The sequence below is a fragment of the Streptomyces sp. NBC_00045 genome, from assembly GCF_045041095.1.
Classification (GTDB): domain Bacteria; phylum Actinomycetota; class Actinomycetes; order Streptomycetales; family Streptomycetaceae; genus Streptomyces.
This window is the reverse complement of the sequence record NZ_CP108271.1, coordinates 1,576,312-1,590,186: the sequence shown is the minus strand read 5'-3', so window position 1 is coordinate 1,590,186 and position 13,875 is coordinate 1,576,312. Positions and strand designations below refer to the sequence as shown.

Below are 13,875 nucleotides of genomic sequence, written 5' to 3'. Positions count from 1 at the left end.
GACTCGCCCGCGACCGTCGACAAATGCCAATCCGCGACGACTGGCCCGGCCGGCCCCGTGTCCGTCACGGCACGTTCGTGAAGGAGCGGCGGTACGAGCGGGGCGGCACGCCCCGGCGGCGCACGAACTGTTCGCGCAGGACGGCCGCGCTTCCGTAGCCGACACGGCGGGCGATCTCCTCGACCGGCAGGTCCGTGGTCTCCAACAGTTCCTCGGCGCTGCTCAGCCGCAGGCCCCGCAGCCAGGCGTGGGGGGTGGTGCCGGTGGCGGCGGTGAAGCGGCGGGCGAAGGAGCGCTTGCTCATCACGGCGCGCCGGGCCAGTTCCGCGACGGGAAGCGGCTCGTGGAGGTTCTCGCGGGCCCACGCGAGGACCTCGGTGAGACGCTCGTCGCGGCAGTCTTCGGGGACAGGGGCGGCCAGGTACTGCGCCTGCCCGCCGTCGCGGTGGGAGGGCAGCACCACGTCCCGGGCCACGGCATTGGCCATCGCGGCCCCGTACTCCCGCCTCAGCAGGTGCAGGCAGAGATCGAAGCCGGCGGCGGCTCCCGCGCCCGTGATGATGCTCCCCTCATCGATGTAGAGGGCGTCGGGTTCGACGGTGACTTCGGGGTGGCGGCGGGCGAGCAGTTCGGCGAACCGCCAGTGGGTGGTGGCGCGACGGCCGTCGAGCAGTCCGGCGGCGGCGAGCGCGAAAGAGCCGACGCAGTGGGCCGCGACCAGTGCGCCCCGCTCGTGCGCGGCCGACAGCGCATCGAGCACGGCGGGAGCGGGCGGTGTGCGGAAGCCGGCCCACGGCAGGGCGATCACCAGATCGGCCGAGGCGAGCCGGTCCAGGCCGTGCGCGATGGTGAGCGGCACGCCGAGATCGGTCGGGACCGGCCCGGGCCGGTCGGTGCACAGCGCGAAGTCGAATCCGGGCAGTGCTTCGCCGTGCGGGCCGAAGACCTCGGTGACGATGCCGACGGCGAGCATGCCGACTCCGGGCGGGGTGTACGCGGCGACCGTCATGAAGGGAGGCACCCGTGCAGTGTGGCACGCGTGGCACCAATCCTGCGATCAGTGGCATCAGTGCCACTCGTGCACGATCGGCCTGCTCGCAAGAATTGGGGCCATGACAGACGCACCGCTCGGCCGCAGCGCCGCATTCAAGGTTCTGACCACCGGATACGTCGGCTCCACCGGCCCCGGAGTCGCCGCCACCGTCTCCTACGTACACGACGCAGGACGACACGTGATCTTCGATCCGGGCATGGTGGCGAGCCGCGAAGACATCCTCGCCCCGCTCGCGGAGCTCGGCCTCGGCCCCGACGACATCACCGACGTGGTGCTCAGCCACCACCACCCGGACAACACCATGAACGTGGGCCTGTTCGGACGGGCCCGGGTGCACGACCACAAGGTGGAGTACCTGGGCGACCAGTGGAAGAACCGGGACGCGGAGGGCTACGAACTCACCCCGTCGCTACGGCTGATCCGTACCCCGGGCCACAGCGCCGAGGACATCACGCTGCTGGCCGGCACGGACTCCGGCGTGGTCGCCTTCGCCGGCGACCTGTGGTGGCACGCGGACGGCCCGGCGGACGACCCGGTGGCCTCGGACCGCGAGGTACTGCGCGCCTCCCGCCTGCGGGTGCTGGCCGCGGCGGACCTGATCGTGCCGGGCCACGGCGGCCCGTTCGAGGCCGACGACAGCACCCCGCGCTAAGTCAGCAGGTCTCAGGTTCCGGGCAGTTCCATGAGGTGCGCGTCGCGGAAGTCTCCACGCGCGGAACGTGCGAGCTCGCAGACGTGTCGTGCCTGCTCGGCGGACAGACGTCGTGCCTCCCACAGCAGCGCTGCGGTGTCCATGACCTCCGAGGCCGGAGGCGGTGGTACCTCACGCAGAATGACGCCCGTCACCGCCGCCAGGTCGCGGGCATCGATCCCCAGCAGGGCAGCGAAGTCCGTCACCAAGCGCGGGGTCAGCTCCTTGCGACCAGAGCCGATCACACCGTAAGTGGCTGCCGACAGGTACGTGGGCGTGGGCGTCACGAACGCAAGCGCCTTCGCCATTCCCGACCAGTTCAGGTTGCGGTACTGGAGCATGCGGATGACCCAAGCGCCCGGGCCTCCCGCGAGGGGCATGAGCGGGTTCGGGGCGAAGCTGGAACGCCGTTCCTCCTGCGGCATTGAGCGGATCTGCTGCAGGAGTTCACGGCGTTCCGCGGCGGGGAGACGCACCGCATCCGTCACCGTGTTCTTCACCCACATCGCGGCCGCGGCGTCCAATGGCGCCATGTCATCCGGGACCGCCAGCCCCGCGAGGATGAACAGATCGACGGCGTGGAAACCCAGTGCGGGCGCAAGCCGCCGGAGCAGTTCCTCGCCGGGGCCATCTCCTGCGAGCACTGCGCGGACCTCGTCTGCGTTCAGCTCAGTGCGGGCGGCCAATTCCTGCGCGCCGAGCTCTCTGTGGTCCAGCAGCCACGCGAGCATCGCGCCGAACCCGGGGTGCTCCGTCATGCCCGCAGACTAGCCAGAAGCGCGAGTGGATACAGCCGTCGTAGACGAGGGCGCTGGGGCTCTGTCGCCGCCACGCCACGTGTCCCGTCTCCGACGGTCTGGTCCCTGTCGGGCAGATGCCTGACGCTGTCTCAGTCGATCTGGTCCTTCCTCACCGTTTCGTGGACCTACCGGAGCCTCGTCGATTCACGGCGGGCTCGTGATCACCAGGGGACGACGCCGTCGTCCTCGAAGAACGAACCGGTCGGGCCGCCGTCGGGCAGGGTGGCGAGCCGGATCGCTGTGGCCGCGCCCTGTTCAGGAGTGCGGGGCCCTTGGAAGCCTGTGAAATCGGTCGCGACCAGGCCCGGGCAGGCGGCGTTGATCAGGATGTTCGTATCGGCGAACTGCCGGGCGTACTGCACGGTGAGGGCGTTGAGGAACGACTTCGACGGCGCGTAGGCCGCCATGATCGGGATCTCGATGTCCGGGTCCGCCTGCCGGGCCAGGGAGCCGACGCTACTGGAGACGTTGACGATGCGTGGCGAGGCCGAGCGCCGCAGCAGTGGCAGCATCGCGTTGGTCACCCGGACGACACCCATGACGTTGGTATCCACGACCGTGCGGAGCACCTCCAGGTCGAGCACGGTCGGGTCCTGCACCCACCCGGGGTCCATCTCGCCCGAGATGCCGGCATTGTTGACCAGGGTGTCCAGGCGCCCGGCCAGCCGTTCGATCAGTTCCGCGGCATCAGTGACGCTCTGGTCGTCGGTCACGTCCAGCGGTACCCCGAACGCGTCCACACCGGCGGCGCGCAGCTTCCCGACGGCGGTTTCGCGTCGGGCGGCGTCGCGGGCTCCCACGCCCACGCGGTACCCGAGGCTGCCCAGCCCGGCCGCGATCTCGTACCCGATGCCCTTGTTCGCGCCGGTCACCAGCGCGATCTTCGTTTCGCTCATGCTGATGATGTTGGCTCGCGGACGAGTGGCGCGGCCAACACCGATACGGTGTCCTGTCATACCTGCCGGGTATCACCGCGTATGCTGCGGCCGTGGACACCCTGGAGACCCGCGAGCTGAGGTACTTCGTGGCCGTCGCCGAGGAACTGCACTTCGGGCGCGCCGCCGAGCGTCTCGGCATGGCCCAGCCGCCGCTGTCGCGGGCGATCCAGCAGCTCGAACGGCGCCTCGGGGTCTGCCTGCTGCAGCGCAACCGCCGTGGCGTCCGCCTGACCGGTGCCGGAGAGGTGCTGTTGCACGAAGGCCGGGCGGCCCTCGACGCGACCGCTGCCGCCGCTCGCCGCACCCGGCGCGCCGGCGGTGCCGACAGCCCTGGCGGTCCCCGCGGTCGGCTGGTCCTCGCGGTGAAGGCCGCCGCGTCCCACGAACTGCTGCGGAAACTCCTCGACGCCTACGCGGCCGAGCCCGACAGCGCCGAGATCGAGGTGCTGCCGTGCGGCATTTCCGAGCAGGAAGAGCTGCTGCGCGACGGACGCGCTGATGTCGCGCTCATGCACACGCCGTGGAACTCCCTCGCCGGGTTCGACAGCGAGGCACTGACGACCGAGGGGCAGGTTGCCGTCCTGCCTGCCGGGCACCCCCTCGCCGCCCGCGAGACCTTGTCCCTGGCCGATGTCAGGGACGTCCCCGATCTGCCGCTCGCCCGCTGGCCCACCCACGGCACCTACGCACCCGGCCCGGGCCCCGAGATCCACAACCAGACGCAACTGGCCCAGTTGATTGCCCTCGGACGCACCGTGGCGGTCGTCCCCGACTCCGCCCGCTCCTGGCTGTGGGCCGAGCACACGGCCGTTCCCTTGACCGACGCGCCTCCCGTCGTGACCCACATCGCCTGGCCCGCCCACAGCCGCTCCCTCGCCCTGGCCGGCCTGATCCGCACGGCCGCACGACTATGACCAGCTCCTGCCCCCATCGGTCAGCACCCGGAACGGCTCAGATGCCACCAGGGCCGGCGAGACCGAAGAAGCAGACCCGCGGGACCAGAGCATCTGGGACGGCGAGCGAATCGAACCAGATCATTTGAGGCAGGGACCGGATCGCCTGAGACGGGACACCACGGTGCACACCAGATCGCATGCTCCGTGGCTTTGAGCTGGACCTCTACGTCGATGGGGTACGTAGGCGTCAGCTGTTGCAGACGGGTTGGGATGTCCGGTTCGAGGCGCTGGAGCCGGTCCGCGCGTTCACCTGGCACAAGTAAGGCCGAGGCTTCGCGGGCTGGTACCACTCGGTGACCGTACGGGATCACGTCGGCTACGAGTCGTGGCTGGAGCGGGACCGGCTGGTCCTGCTGGACCGAGACTCACAGGTCACCGCCATCGCCGCGCAGCCGTTCTGGCTGCACTGGCACGACGGGGTCCGACAGCGCAGGCATGCTCCCGACTACTTCGTCCGGCTCGCCGACGGGCGGGCCCGTGTCGTCGACGTCCGCGCCGAGGACGAGCTGGACGAGGAGACCCGGGAGTCCTTCACCACGGCCGAGCGCACGAAGGTGCCCTGCCGGCGGAACTCCGCGACCGCACAGCTCGCCATCGGCTCAACTCCACTGGCACGAACCGTGCAGTGACTCATCTTCGGTGACACAAACAGCCGTCGGCCCAACTTCGGTGACAAGCAGCCCGGCTTCGCTGGCGCAGGTCAGCCGACGGGCCTTCTCGTGTCGTTCGCTGAAGAAGTTTCCGATATATCGTTGACGCATCGCGATGGGTCAGCGATAGTTGAAGCATCGCAGCAGCGATGACATGGAAACGAACAGACGGAAGGAGCGCAGTCATGCGTTCACACGGACAGCACGGTCACGACCACGGACACGAGCACGGACGGGGCCACGGCCACTGCGGGCCCGATCGTCGGGAGGAGTTCAGGGGGCTGCGCGCCGCCTTCGGACCGTTCGGACCGCCCTTCGGCGGCGGACCCTTCGGCGGGCGGGGTGGCCGCGGCGGACCGCGCGGCCGGGCTCGGCGCGGAGACGTGCGCGCCTCGATCCTGGCACTGCTCAAGGACCGCCCGATGCACGGCTACGAGATGATCCAGGAGATCGGCGAGCGCAGCGGCGGGGCCTGGAAGCCCAGCCCGGGGTCGGTCTACCCGACCCTCCAGCTGCTTGAGGACGAGGGGCTCATTGCGAGCGAGAGCGAGGGCGGCAAGAAGCTGTTCACGCTCACCGACGCCGGCCGCACCGAGGCCGAGTCCGGTCCCGAGGCCCCCTGGGCCGACGCCGGGCGCGGGTTCGACTTCGAGGCGATGCAGGAGGTCCGGGCGGCCGGGATGGGCCTGTTCGAGGCCTTCGGCCAGGTCTACAAGACCGGCTCGGCCGAGCAGCGCGAGAAGGCCCTCGCCGTCGTCAACGACGCCCGCAAGAAGCTCTACCTGATCCTGGCCGACGAGCACTGAGTCGGCCGGCCGACCGAACGGCGCGCCCCGCGAGTCCTCTCGCGGGGCGCGCCGCCGCATTCGCGCACCCGCCGGGGGAGCGGGTCAGGTGACCAGGCCGGCAAGCTTGCGGAGCGACTCGTTCAGGGCGGCGGTCGCCGAGTCCTTGAGCTTGCCCGCCATCAGGGAGACGGCGGCCCCGTTGAACTCCCCGTCGATGCGGACCGTGGTGGCGCCACCGTCCGGCACCAGGGTGTACCGGGTCAGGATGGCCACGCCCATCGGGCCCTTGCCCGTGATCGCGAAGACGCGCTCGTCCTCCAGCTCGGAAATGGTCCAGGCGACTTCGGCGGGGAAGCCCATCATCTTCATGTTCTCCTCGAAGGTCGTCCCGACCGCGAGGGTCTCGGGGCCGCCCTTGGGGAAATTGGTGTGGGTCATGCTCCACTCGCCGTACGCCGCCCAGTCCGTCAGCTGGGCCCAGACCTTCGCGGCGGACGCCTCGATGCGTGATTCCGCGGTGACTTCGGCCATGCGACCACCCCTTCTCGTCGGGTACGTGCGGCGGAACGTAGCCCCGGCGGACGGAACATTCAATACTGACGACCTGTCAGAAATAGTCAGTGCGGTCACGTCCGGTCTCGGAACCGTCTCAACAGGTGTCACGCCTGTGACGGTGCTGACCGGCCCTGCCATGATGGCCCGATGCAAGCGACAGGGAAAAACGTCGGACTGGGCCTCGCCCTCGTCTCGGCGTTCGCGTTCGGCGGTTCGGGAGTGGCGGCGAAGCCGCTGATCGAGGCGGGGCTGGACCCGCTGCACATGGTCTGGCTCAGGGTGGCCGGGGCGGCTCTGGTCCTGTCCCCGCTGGCCTGGCGCCACCGCGGGCTCCTGCTGCGCAAGCCCCTGCTGCTCGCTGGCTTCGGCCTCGTCGCCGTCGCGGGCGTGCAGGCCTTCTACTTCGCCTCCCTGTCCCGGATCCCGGTCGGCGTTGCCCTGCTGCTGGAGTACCTCGGCCCGGCGCTGCTGCTCGGCTGGATCCGCTTCGTGCAGCGCAAGCCGGTGACCCGGGCCGCCGCGGCCGGTGCCGCCGTCGCCGTGGTGGGGCTGGCCTGCGTGGTCGAGATCTGGTCCGGGTTGAGCCTGGACCCCCTCGGCGTGCTGCTCGGCATCGCCGCCGCCTGCTGCCAGGCCTTCTACTTCGTGTTCGCGGACCACGGCACCGAGGGCGGCGCAGAGGGCGACGTGCCCGACCCGATCGGCGTGATCGCGTACGGCATGCTCATCGGCGCACTGGTGATGACCGTGATCGCCCGGCCCTGGAACATCGACTGGCAGGTGCTGGCGGGGCGGGCCGCGATGGGGGACCTGATGGTGCCCGCGTGGGTGCTGCTCGCCTGGGTGGTGCTGATCGCGACCGCCTTCGCGTACCTCACCGGCGTCGTCTCGGTGCGCAAGCTCTCGCCCCAGGTGGCCGGTGTCGTGGCCTGCATGGAGGCCGTCGTGGCCACCGTCTTCGCCTGGATCCTGCTGGGCGAGTACCTGTCGACCCCGCAGATCGTCGGCGGTGCGCTGGTGCTGGGCGGGGCCCTCATCGCGCAGACCGCGCGACCGACCCCGCCGGGGGCGGCGGATCCGGAACCGGCCGTTCTGGACGGTGAGACGACGAAGGCCTAGGGTGGCGACCATGCATTCGACCGTGCTTCCGCCTCCGGCCGCGTAGCCGCGGGCAGCCGCCCCCTGACGAAGACCCGGCCCGGGCAGTTCCCGGGCGGGTCCGCGCTGCCCGCGAAGAGATGACCTTCCCCCCTCATCCTTCACGCATCCGCGGAGCACACTCGTGTCGAACCTTTCGCCCGCTTCAGGGCGCAGTCTGCTGTACCTCGTCGTCGCCGGAGCCGCCTGGGGCACTGCCGGAGCGGCCGCCTCCCTCCTCTTCCTGGCCACTGACCTCGGCCCACTCGCCCTGTCCTTCTGGCGGTGCGCCGGCGGGCTGGTGGTGCTGCTCGGGGTGCTCGCCGTACGCAGGCCCCGGCGAGCGGCGGCGGTGCGGCCGTCGGTGGCATCGCTCATCGGGACCGGCCTGATGTTCACGCTCTTCCAGGCCGCCTACTTCGGCGCCGTGCGCGAGACGGGCCTCGCGGTCGGCACCGTGGTCACCCTCGGCGCCGGGCCGGTGCTGATCGCGGTCGGGGGGCGTTACTGGATGGGCGAGAGGCTCGGCCGGGGCGGCACGGCCGCCGTCGTCGGGGCGCTTGCCGGGCTCGCCGTGCTCGTTCTGGGCGGCGGGGACGGCGAGGTGCGGCCCCTGGGCGTCGGCTGGGCCCTGCTGTCGGCCGCCGGGTACGCCGGGATGACCCTGCGGGCCCGCTGGCTCGGGCGGCGCGGGGCGGGCGGTGACCCGCTGATCACCACCGCATGGTCGGTCGCGGTGGGCACGGTGTGCCTGCTGCCGCTCGCCGCCGCCGAGGGGCTGCTGCCGCACACCGCCGAAATCGGGCGGGTGCTCTGGCTACTGGTGTACGTGGCCACCGTGCCGACGGCCCTGGCGTACGCGCTGTACTTCACCGGAGCCGCCGCGGTACGGGCCGCCACCGTGTCCGTGATCATGCTCATCGAGCCGGTCAGTGCCGCGGTGATCGCCGTGCTGCTGCTCGGCGAGCGGCTGACCGGCGCCGTGGTGCTGGGCACCGTACTGCTGCTGACCGCGGTGGGTGCGCTGATCGCGGCCGAGGCGCGCAGGCCCACGGGCGGGCCGGTGGTCCGAGCCGCCCGTGAGGCTTCCGGGTCATCAGCGTCCTCCGGGTCCCCCCGTGAGGCTCAGAGCGCGGCGAGGTAGTCCGGGGTGGCGATCCCGGGGGCCAGGTCGTCGGCCGGGATCGGGGTCCCGTGGACCGGTGCGACCGGCACCACGCCCGACCAGTAGGGAAGGCCCATGTCCTCGGGCTCGTCGTTCGGGCCGCCCGTACGGATCTTCGCCGACACTTCGCGCAGGTCCAGCCGGATCACCGCGGTGGCGGCGAGCTCCTTGGCGTTGGCGGGCCGGGAGTCGGCCGAGCGGCCCGGGACCACGTGGTCGACGAGGGCGTCGAGGGCCATCCGGCACTCGTCCTCGTCGGTCACCTGGTAGGCGGTGCCGTGCACGATCACCGATCGGTAGTTGATCGAGTGGTTGAAGGCCGACCGGGCCAACACCAGGCCGTCCACGTGCGTCACGGTCAGGCAGACGGGCAGTCCCGGGTCCGCCTTGCCGGCGGCGAGCAGCGGGCGCGAGCCGGTCGAGCCGTGGACGTACAAGGTCTCGCCGACCCGGCCGTAGAGGGTCGGCAGGACCACCGGGGCGCCGTCACGGACGAAGCCGAGGTGGCAGACGTAGGCCTGGTCGAGTATCGAGTGGACCGTCTCGCGGTCGTAGCGCGCCCGCTCGCGGGAGCGGCTCGGGACGGTGCGCTCCGTGGGCTCGTAGCCGCCGCTCGGTACGTTCCGCCCGGGCATCTCTTGCGTGTCGGTGGTGGCGGTCATGATGCGCGCTCCGTTGTACTAGTGCATACTTGGTTTTGTGCTAGGAGAATACCGGATCACAGGGAGCCGCGCATCGGATATCGCGGCGAGTGTCGAGGCGGGCATCGGATCGGGCGCGCTCGTGCCCGGAGCGCTGCTGCCGCCGATGCGCGAGCTCGCGGGTGTGCTCGGGGTGAACCCGAACACCGTGGCCGCCGCGTACCGGACGCTGCGCGAGCGCGGGGTCATCGAGACCGACGGGCGGCGCGGCAGCCGGGTGCGCGGCCGACCCGCGAGCGCGCCGCGCGACGAACTGCGGATGGCGGTTCCGCCCGGCACCCGGGACGTCGCGTCCGGGAACCCGGACGTCCGGCTGCTTCCCGCCCTGGACGAGGCCCTGGCCCGGGCCGCGCGGCGGTACGCGCAGGCGCCGACGCTGTACGGGGACGATCCGGTGGTGCCGGAGCTGGAGCGGCTGGCCCGCGCCGACCTCGATGCCGACGGCGTTCCCGTCGGGCCGGTGGGGGTCACTTCGGGCGCGCTGGACGGGATCGAGCGGGTCCTGGGCGCGCACCTGCGACCGGGGGACGCGGTGGCCGTCGAGGACCCGGGGTGGGGGAGCGTGCTGGACCTCGCGGCGGCGCTGGGACTTCGGGTGGTGCCGGTGGTGGTGGACGACGACGGGCCGGTCGCCGCGGCGGTGGAACGGGTCCTCGCGGAGGGTGCGCGGGCCCTGCTGGTGACGTCGCGGGCGCAGAACCCGACCGGGGCGGCCGTGAGCGGTGACCGGGCGGCGGAGCTGCGCGCCGTCCTGGCCAGGTATCCGGAGGTTCTGGTGGTCGACGACGACCACGGGCACGGCATCGTCGACCTGCCGTTGCACTCGCTCGGCGGGGTGACCCGGCACTGGGCGCTGGTGCGGTCCGCGGCCAAGGCGTACGGGCCGGACCTGCGCCTGGCGGTGCTGACCGGCGACGCGGTGACCCTGGACCGGGTACGGGGGCGGCAGCGGCTGGGCCCGGGATGGGTGAGCCGGCTGCTCCAGTACGCGACGGTCGAACTGTGGACCTCCGGCGTGGTGGACCGGGCGGCGGTCGCCCGCTCCTACGGGGAGCGACGGGACGGCCTGGTCGCGGCCCTGCGGGAACGGGGGGTGGTGGCGCACGGCCGCACCGGGATGAACGTGTGGGTGCCGGTGGCCGATGAGACGGCCGCGGTGACGAGGCTCCTGGCCGCGGGCTGGGCGGTGGCCCCGGGCGGCTGGTTCCGGGTGGAGTCGGGGCCGGGCATCCGGATCACGGTGTCGGGACTGGCACTGGACGAACTGCCCTCCCTCGCCGCCGCGGTGACCGCCTCGACCCGCCCCACGACGAGCGCCCGCTTCGACTGACCGGCTCTGAATGGAGCAGGTCGCTGCCGACCCGGACGAACCGCAGGGGGAGATCTACCACGCCGCCGTGGTGACCTCGATAACCCCTGACGGAGACATCAAGCTGACCCAGCACACCGGCTCGTGGCAGAACGTGAGCCTGGACAGCCGGGAACGCATCGCCACCAGGAACCACGGCGAGCAGCGCATCCACATCGTCCGACCGCACCCGAATTGGTACTGATGGAAACCTCTCCCTCCACCGCCGAGCTCCACGACACCGTGCGCAAGCGCCACGTCACACCCGGCATGGCGATCACGGCACTGCTCGTGCCGGTCTTGGCCGCACTGGGAGTGGTCAGTTCCTACGGGGTTCAGTTCATCCACGGGGACTGGGTCGACCGGCAGCAGGCAGCCTGTCGGCACATGCCCTTCCCGAAGATGGAGCACGTCGCCGCGTGGTCGGGACCGGTGCTCGGTCTGTCGGCCGTGGTCGTCTGCCTGCTGCTGGCCCGGTGGATCCGGCGGCGCTGCGGGGTCCGGATCTGGGACACCTGGCCGGGGCTCCTGGCCTTCGTCGTCGCTCTGCTCAACGTCGTGGCGATCCTGCTGGAGCTGTTCGTGCTGTGGGCCGCGTACACGCCCGACGGTTCGGGGTCGGTCCTCGGCGACTGCGGGTAGGCGGCCGGGTCGCGCGCGCTAGCGGCGGCGGGTCTGGGTCAGGGCGGCTCCGGCCAGGACGATCGCCGCGCCCACCGGGGTGTTCCAGTGGAGCTGTTCGCCGAGGAGCGCGACGCCGGCCGTGGTGGCGATGACCGGGATGAAGTACGTGACCATCTGGGCCGTGGTCGGGCCGACCTCGGAAACCAGTCCGTACTGCATCTGCAGGGCCATCCCCGTACCGAGGGCGCCGAGCGCGATCACCGACAGGGTCGGCCAGAGCGGGAACGAGGTGGGGGCCGAGGTGAACGCGGCGCTGACCGCCAGTAGTTGCAGCGTGGAGAGCATCAGCTGCGCGCCGGTCAGCGCCACCGGCGAGCTCGGGACCGAGGCCAGCGTGCGCCGGACGTAGATCCAGCCGATCGGGTAGCAGAGCGAGGCGAGCAGGGCGAGCGCGGTGCCCTTCGCGTCGATGCCCGAGAAGCCCTGCCAGGCGCCGAGGACGGTCAGGACGCCGAGGAAGCCCAGGCCCAGGCCGGCGAAACGGCGCCGCGTCGGGCGGTCCTCGGACAGGGCCACCATCGACAGCGCCATGCCCCACAGCGGCGAGGTGGCGTTGCAGATCCCGGCCAGGCTCGACGGAATGCTGAGCTCGGCGTACGAGAACAGGGAGAAGGGGGCGGTGTTGAGCAGGAGCGCCGCCACGGCCAGGTGGGCCCAGGTGCGGCGGCCCCGGGGGAGCGGTTCGCGGCGGACCAGGAGCACGGTCAGCAGCGCGAGCGCCCCGAACAGCACCCGGCCGAGGGCGACCTGGAAGGGGGCGTACGCCTGCGTGCCCACCTTGATCAGCAGGAAGCTGAAGCCCCAGACCACCGAGAGGATCGCGAAGCGGATGCGCCAGTCCACCCGGGCGGTCCGGGTGGGGGCGGCCGGCGGGGAGAGAGTGGGGCGTGGGGTGGTGGGTGCGCTCATGAGGTGTACTCTGCTCCGCTCAACTACGTAGGACAAGCGAGATTTCTTCGTAGTGACGGCGTAGCATCGCTTACATGTTGAACCTGGAGCGCCTGCGCACCCTCGATGCCCTCGCCCGCCACGGCTCGGTCAGCGGCGCGGCCGACGGGCTCCACGTCACCACCTCCGCCGTCTCCCAGCAGATGGCCAAGCTGGAGCGGGAGGTCGGCCAGCCGCTGCTGGCCAAGAACGGCCGCGGGGTCCGGCTCACGGACGCCGGACGGCTGCTCGCCGACCACGCGGCCCGGATCATCTCCCAGGTGGAGCTCGCCCAGGCCGATGTGGAGGCCCGGCGCGGCTGCGCCGTCGGAGAGCTGCGGATCGGCGCCTTCCCGACCGCCATGCGCGGACTGCTGCCCCAGGCGCTGACCGCGCTGCGCGCAGAGCACCCCGAACTGCGGCCCCTGGTCCGGGAGCAGGAGCCCGAGGAGAGCATGGCCGCGGTCGTGCGCGGAGACCTGGACCTGGCCCTGGCCATCGACTGGCACAACAAGCGGATGCCGGTGCCGGCCGAGCTCACGCGGAAGCACCTGCTGGACGATTCCTGCGACATCGCCGTGCCGGTGGGCCACCGGCTGGCCGACCGCGACCGGATCACCCTCGCCGAGTTCGCCGACGACGACTGGATCTCCTGGAACGAGGGCCAGTTCTGCCACGAGTGGCTGGTGTACACCCTGCGCGGAACCGGTATCGAGCCGCGCATCGCGCACATCGCCGAGGAGCACCACACCCAGCTGGCCTTCGTGGAGGCCGGACTCGGGGTGTGCGTGGCCCCCCGGCTCGGGCGCGGCCCGGTGCCGCCGGGGGTCAGGCTGCTGCCCGTGAGCGATTCCGTCCGCCGTCACGTGTACGTGGTCTGGCGGGCGGACGCCGACCGGCGGCCCTCGATCAGGGCCGCCGTCGAGGCCCTGCGCCAGGCGGCCGCCGAGGTGCTCTAGCCGCTCACAGTTTGCGGAAGTCCCAGGAGACGACCGACTCCGGGGTGAGGCGGATCCACGCGTGGCGGCCGTCGTGCGGCATCTCCTCGATGCCGAAGTTCTTGGCCGGAAACAGTCGTTCCACCTCGGCCAGCTCCGGACAGGGCTCGCCCGTGCGCGGGGCCTCGCCCACGAAGACGGCGCTGCCGGAGAGTTCGACCCCCCGCAGTTCGTCGTACGCCTCGCCCGCGTCCACGACCACCGAGATCCGCGGGTCCCCCCGCAGCTCCGACCAGCGGCGGCTGCGCGTGATCGAGTACAGCCACAGTGAGGTGCCGTCCCAGGCGAACCACAGGGCGCCCACGTGCGGGCGGCCGTCCGGGGAGACGGTCGCCACCCGGCAGGTGCGCTGCTCGCGCAGGAAGACGTCCACTTCCGCGTCGGTCATCATGATGCGGCGGCCCCGCCGCTGTGATCCGTCCATCCGTCCCGCACCCCTTCACATCTGACTGACTGTCAGGAATCATGCGGGATCGACGGTCG

At 71.6% G+C, this 13,875-nt stretch carries 17 protein-coding genes and 1 pseudogene; 11 read left to right on the top strand and 7 right to left on the bottom strand.

Translation table 11 applies throughout. The annotated features are described in order from the left end of the window. Positions 1–64: 64 nt before the first annotated feature. Positions 65–1,009, bottom strand: a complete 945-nt coding sequence (locus OHA65_RS07560; RefSeq protein WP_327286031.1) for a helix-turn-helix domain-containing protein — start codon at positions 1,007–1,009, stop codon at positions 65–67. A 103-nt stretch (positions 1,010–1,112) separates the two neighbouring features. Between OHA65_RS07560 and OHA65_RS07555 the strand changes: the two genes are divergently transcribed. Beyond that, positions 1,113–1,706: an MBL fold metallo-hydrolase gene (locus OHA65_RS07555; RefSeq protein WP_405761604.1), complete on the top strand. Its 594-nt coding sequence runs from the start codon at positions 1,113–1,115 to the stop codon at positions 1,704–1,706. 11 nt (positions 1,707–1,717) lie between these two features. Here OHA65_RS07555 and OHA65_RS07550 read toward each other — a convergent pair whose 3' ends face one another. Next, positions 1,718–2,503 carry a hypothetical protein gene (locus OHA65_RS07550; protein WP_327282356.1) on the bottom strand — a complete coding sequence of 262 codons (786 nt, stop codon included), beginning with the start codon at positions 2,501–2,503 and terminating at the stop codon, positions 1,718–1,720. 203 nt (positions 2,504–2,706) lie between these two features. Then, entirely contained in the window at positions 2,707–3,441 is a 735-nt protein-coding gene (locus OHA65_RS07545; protein WP_405761602.1) for an SDR family oxidoreductase, read from the bottom strand. A 92-nt stretch (positions 3,442–3,533) separates the two neighbouring features. Between OHA65_RS07545 and OHA65_RS07540 the strand changes: the two genes are divergently transcribed. The 4 genes and pseudogenes from OHA65_RS07540 (at position 3,534) to OHA65_RS07525 (ending at position 5,895) form a co-directional block, all read left to right on the top strand. After that, positions 3,534–4,397, top strand: a complete 864-nt coding sequence (locus tag OHA65_RS07540) for a LysR family transcriptional regulator (protein WP_405755079.1) — start codon at positions 3,534–3,536, stop codon at positions 4,395–4,397. A 179-nt stretch (positions 4,398–4,576) separates the two neighbouring features. Beyond that, the gene (locus tag OHA65_RS07535) at positions 4,577–4,702 is read left to right on the top strand and encodes a hypothetical protein (RefSeq protein ID WP_329312976.1); all 126 of its coding nucleotides are present in this window, start codon (positions 4,577–4,579) and stop codon (positions 4,700–4,702) included. Positions 4,703–4,717: 15 nt separating this feature from the next. Further along, positions 4,718–5,068: pseudogene (locus OHA65_RS07530) on the top strand (TnsA-like heteromeric transposase endonuclease subunit); the annotation flags it as partial. A gap of 206 nt (positions 5,069–5,274) precedes the next feature. Beyond that, on the top strand, positions 5,275–5,895 hold the full coding sequence (locus tag OHA65_RS07525) for a PadR family transcriptional regulator (RefSeq protein WP_327282352.1): 621 nt from the start codon (positions 5,275–5,277) through the stop codon (positions 5,893–5,895). Positions 5,896–5,979: 84 nt separating this feature from the next. Here the strand turns inward: OHA65_RS07525 and OHA65_RS07520 are convergent, their stop codons facing one another. After that, positions 5,980–6,408 carry an SRPBCC family protein gene (locus tag OHA65_RS07520; RefSeq protein ID WP_327282351.1) on the bottom strand — a complete coding sequence of 143 codons (429 nt, stop codon included), beginning with the start codon at positions 6,406–6,408 and terminating at the stop codon, positions 5,980–5,982. A 171-nt stretch (positions 6,409–6,579) separates the two neighbouring features. Between OHA65_RS07520 and OHA65_RS07515 the strand changes: the two genes are divergently transcribed. Together OHA65_RS07515 and OHA65_RS07510 are read left to right on the top strand one after the other, a co-directional pair. Next, complete coding sequence (locus OHA65_RS07515) at positions 6,580–7,551, top strand: EamA family transporter (RefSeq protein ID WP_327282350.1); 972 nt, start codon at positions 6,580–6,582, stop codon at positions 7,549–7,551. A 163-nt stretch (positions 7,552–7,714) separates the two neighbouring features. Next, positions 7,715–8,713: a DMT family transporter gene (locus OHA65_RS07510; protein WP_405761598.1), complete on the top strand. Its 999-nt coding sequence runs from the start codon at positions 7,715–7,717 to the stop codon at positions 8,711–8,713. Here the strand turns inward: OHA65_RS07510 and OHA65_RS07505 are convergent. Beyond that, positions 8,695–9,396, bottom strand: a complete 702-nt coding sequence (locus OHA65_RS07505; protein ID WP_405755071.1) for a pyridoxamine 5'-phosphate oxidase family protein — start codon at positions 9,394–9,396, stop codon at positions 8,695–8,697. The two genes, OHA65_RS07510 and OHA65_RS07505, sit on opposite strands and share 19 nt — an antisense overlap. Before the next feature lie 37 nt (positions 9,397–9,433). Between OHA65_RS07505 and OHA65_RS07500 the strand changes: the two genes are divergently transcribed. From OHA65_RS07500 to OHA65_RS07490, 3 genes are read left to right on the top strand one after another with little or no spacing between them, the layout of a single operon-like run. Beyond that, positions 9,434–10,765, top strand: a complete 1,332-nt coding sequence (locus tag OHA65_RS07500) for an aminotransferase class I/II-fold pyridoxal phosphate-dependent enzyme (RefSeq protein WP_327282348.1) — start codon at positions 9,434–9,436, stop codon at positions 10,763–10,765. A gap of 10 nt (positions 10,766–10,775) precedes the next feature. Then, positions 10,776–10,988, top strand: coding sequence for a hypothetical protein (locus OHA65_RS07495; RefSeq protein WP_329312971.1), 213 nt, complete (start codon positions 10,776–10,778; stop codon positions 10,986–10,988). Then, entirely contained in the window at positions 10,988–11,425 is a 438-nt protein-coding gene (locus tag OHA65_RS07490) for a hypothetical protein (RefSeq protein WP_329312969.1), read from the top strand. Before OHA65_RS07495 ends, OHA65_RS07490 begins: the two co-directional genes overlap by 1 nt. A gap of 18 nt (positions 11,426–11,443) precedes the next feature. Here OHA65_RS07490 and OHA65_RS07485 read toward each other — a convergent pair whose 3' ends face one another. Further along, positions 11,444–12,376 (bottom strand): DMT family transporter, encoded by a 933-nt coding sequence (locus OHA65_RS07485; RefSeq protein ID WP_327282345.1) that lies wholly within the window; start codon positions 12,374–12,376, stop codon positions 11,444–11,446. A 74-nt stretch (positions 12,377–12,450) separates the two neighbouring features. Here OHA65_RS07485 and OHA65_RS07480 point away from each other — a divergent pair, with 74 nt between their 5' ends. Further along, complete coding sequence (locus OHA65_RS07480; protein ID WP_327282344.1) at positions 12,451–13,353, top strand: LysR family transcriptional regulator; 903 nt, start codon at positions 12,451–12,453, stop codon at positions 13,351–13,353. Between the two features lie 4 nt (positions 13,354–13,357). Here OHA65_RS07480 and OHA65_RS07475 read toward each other — a convergent pair whose 3' ends face one another. After that, complete coding sequence (locus tag OHA65_RS07475; RefSeq protein ID WP_327282343.1) at positions 13,358–13,816, bottom strand: pyridoxamine 5'-phosphate oxidase family protein; 459 nt, start codon at positions 13,814–13,816, stop codon at positions 13,358–13,360. Between the last annotated feature and the right edge of the window lie 59 nt (positions 13,817–13,875).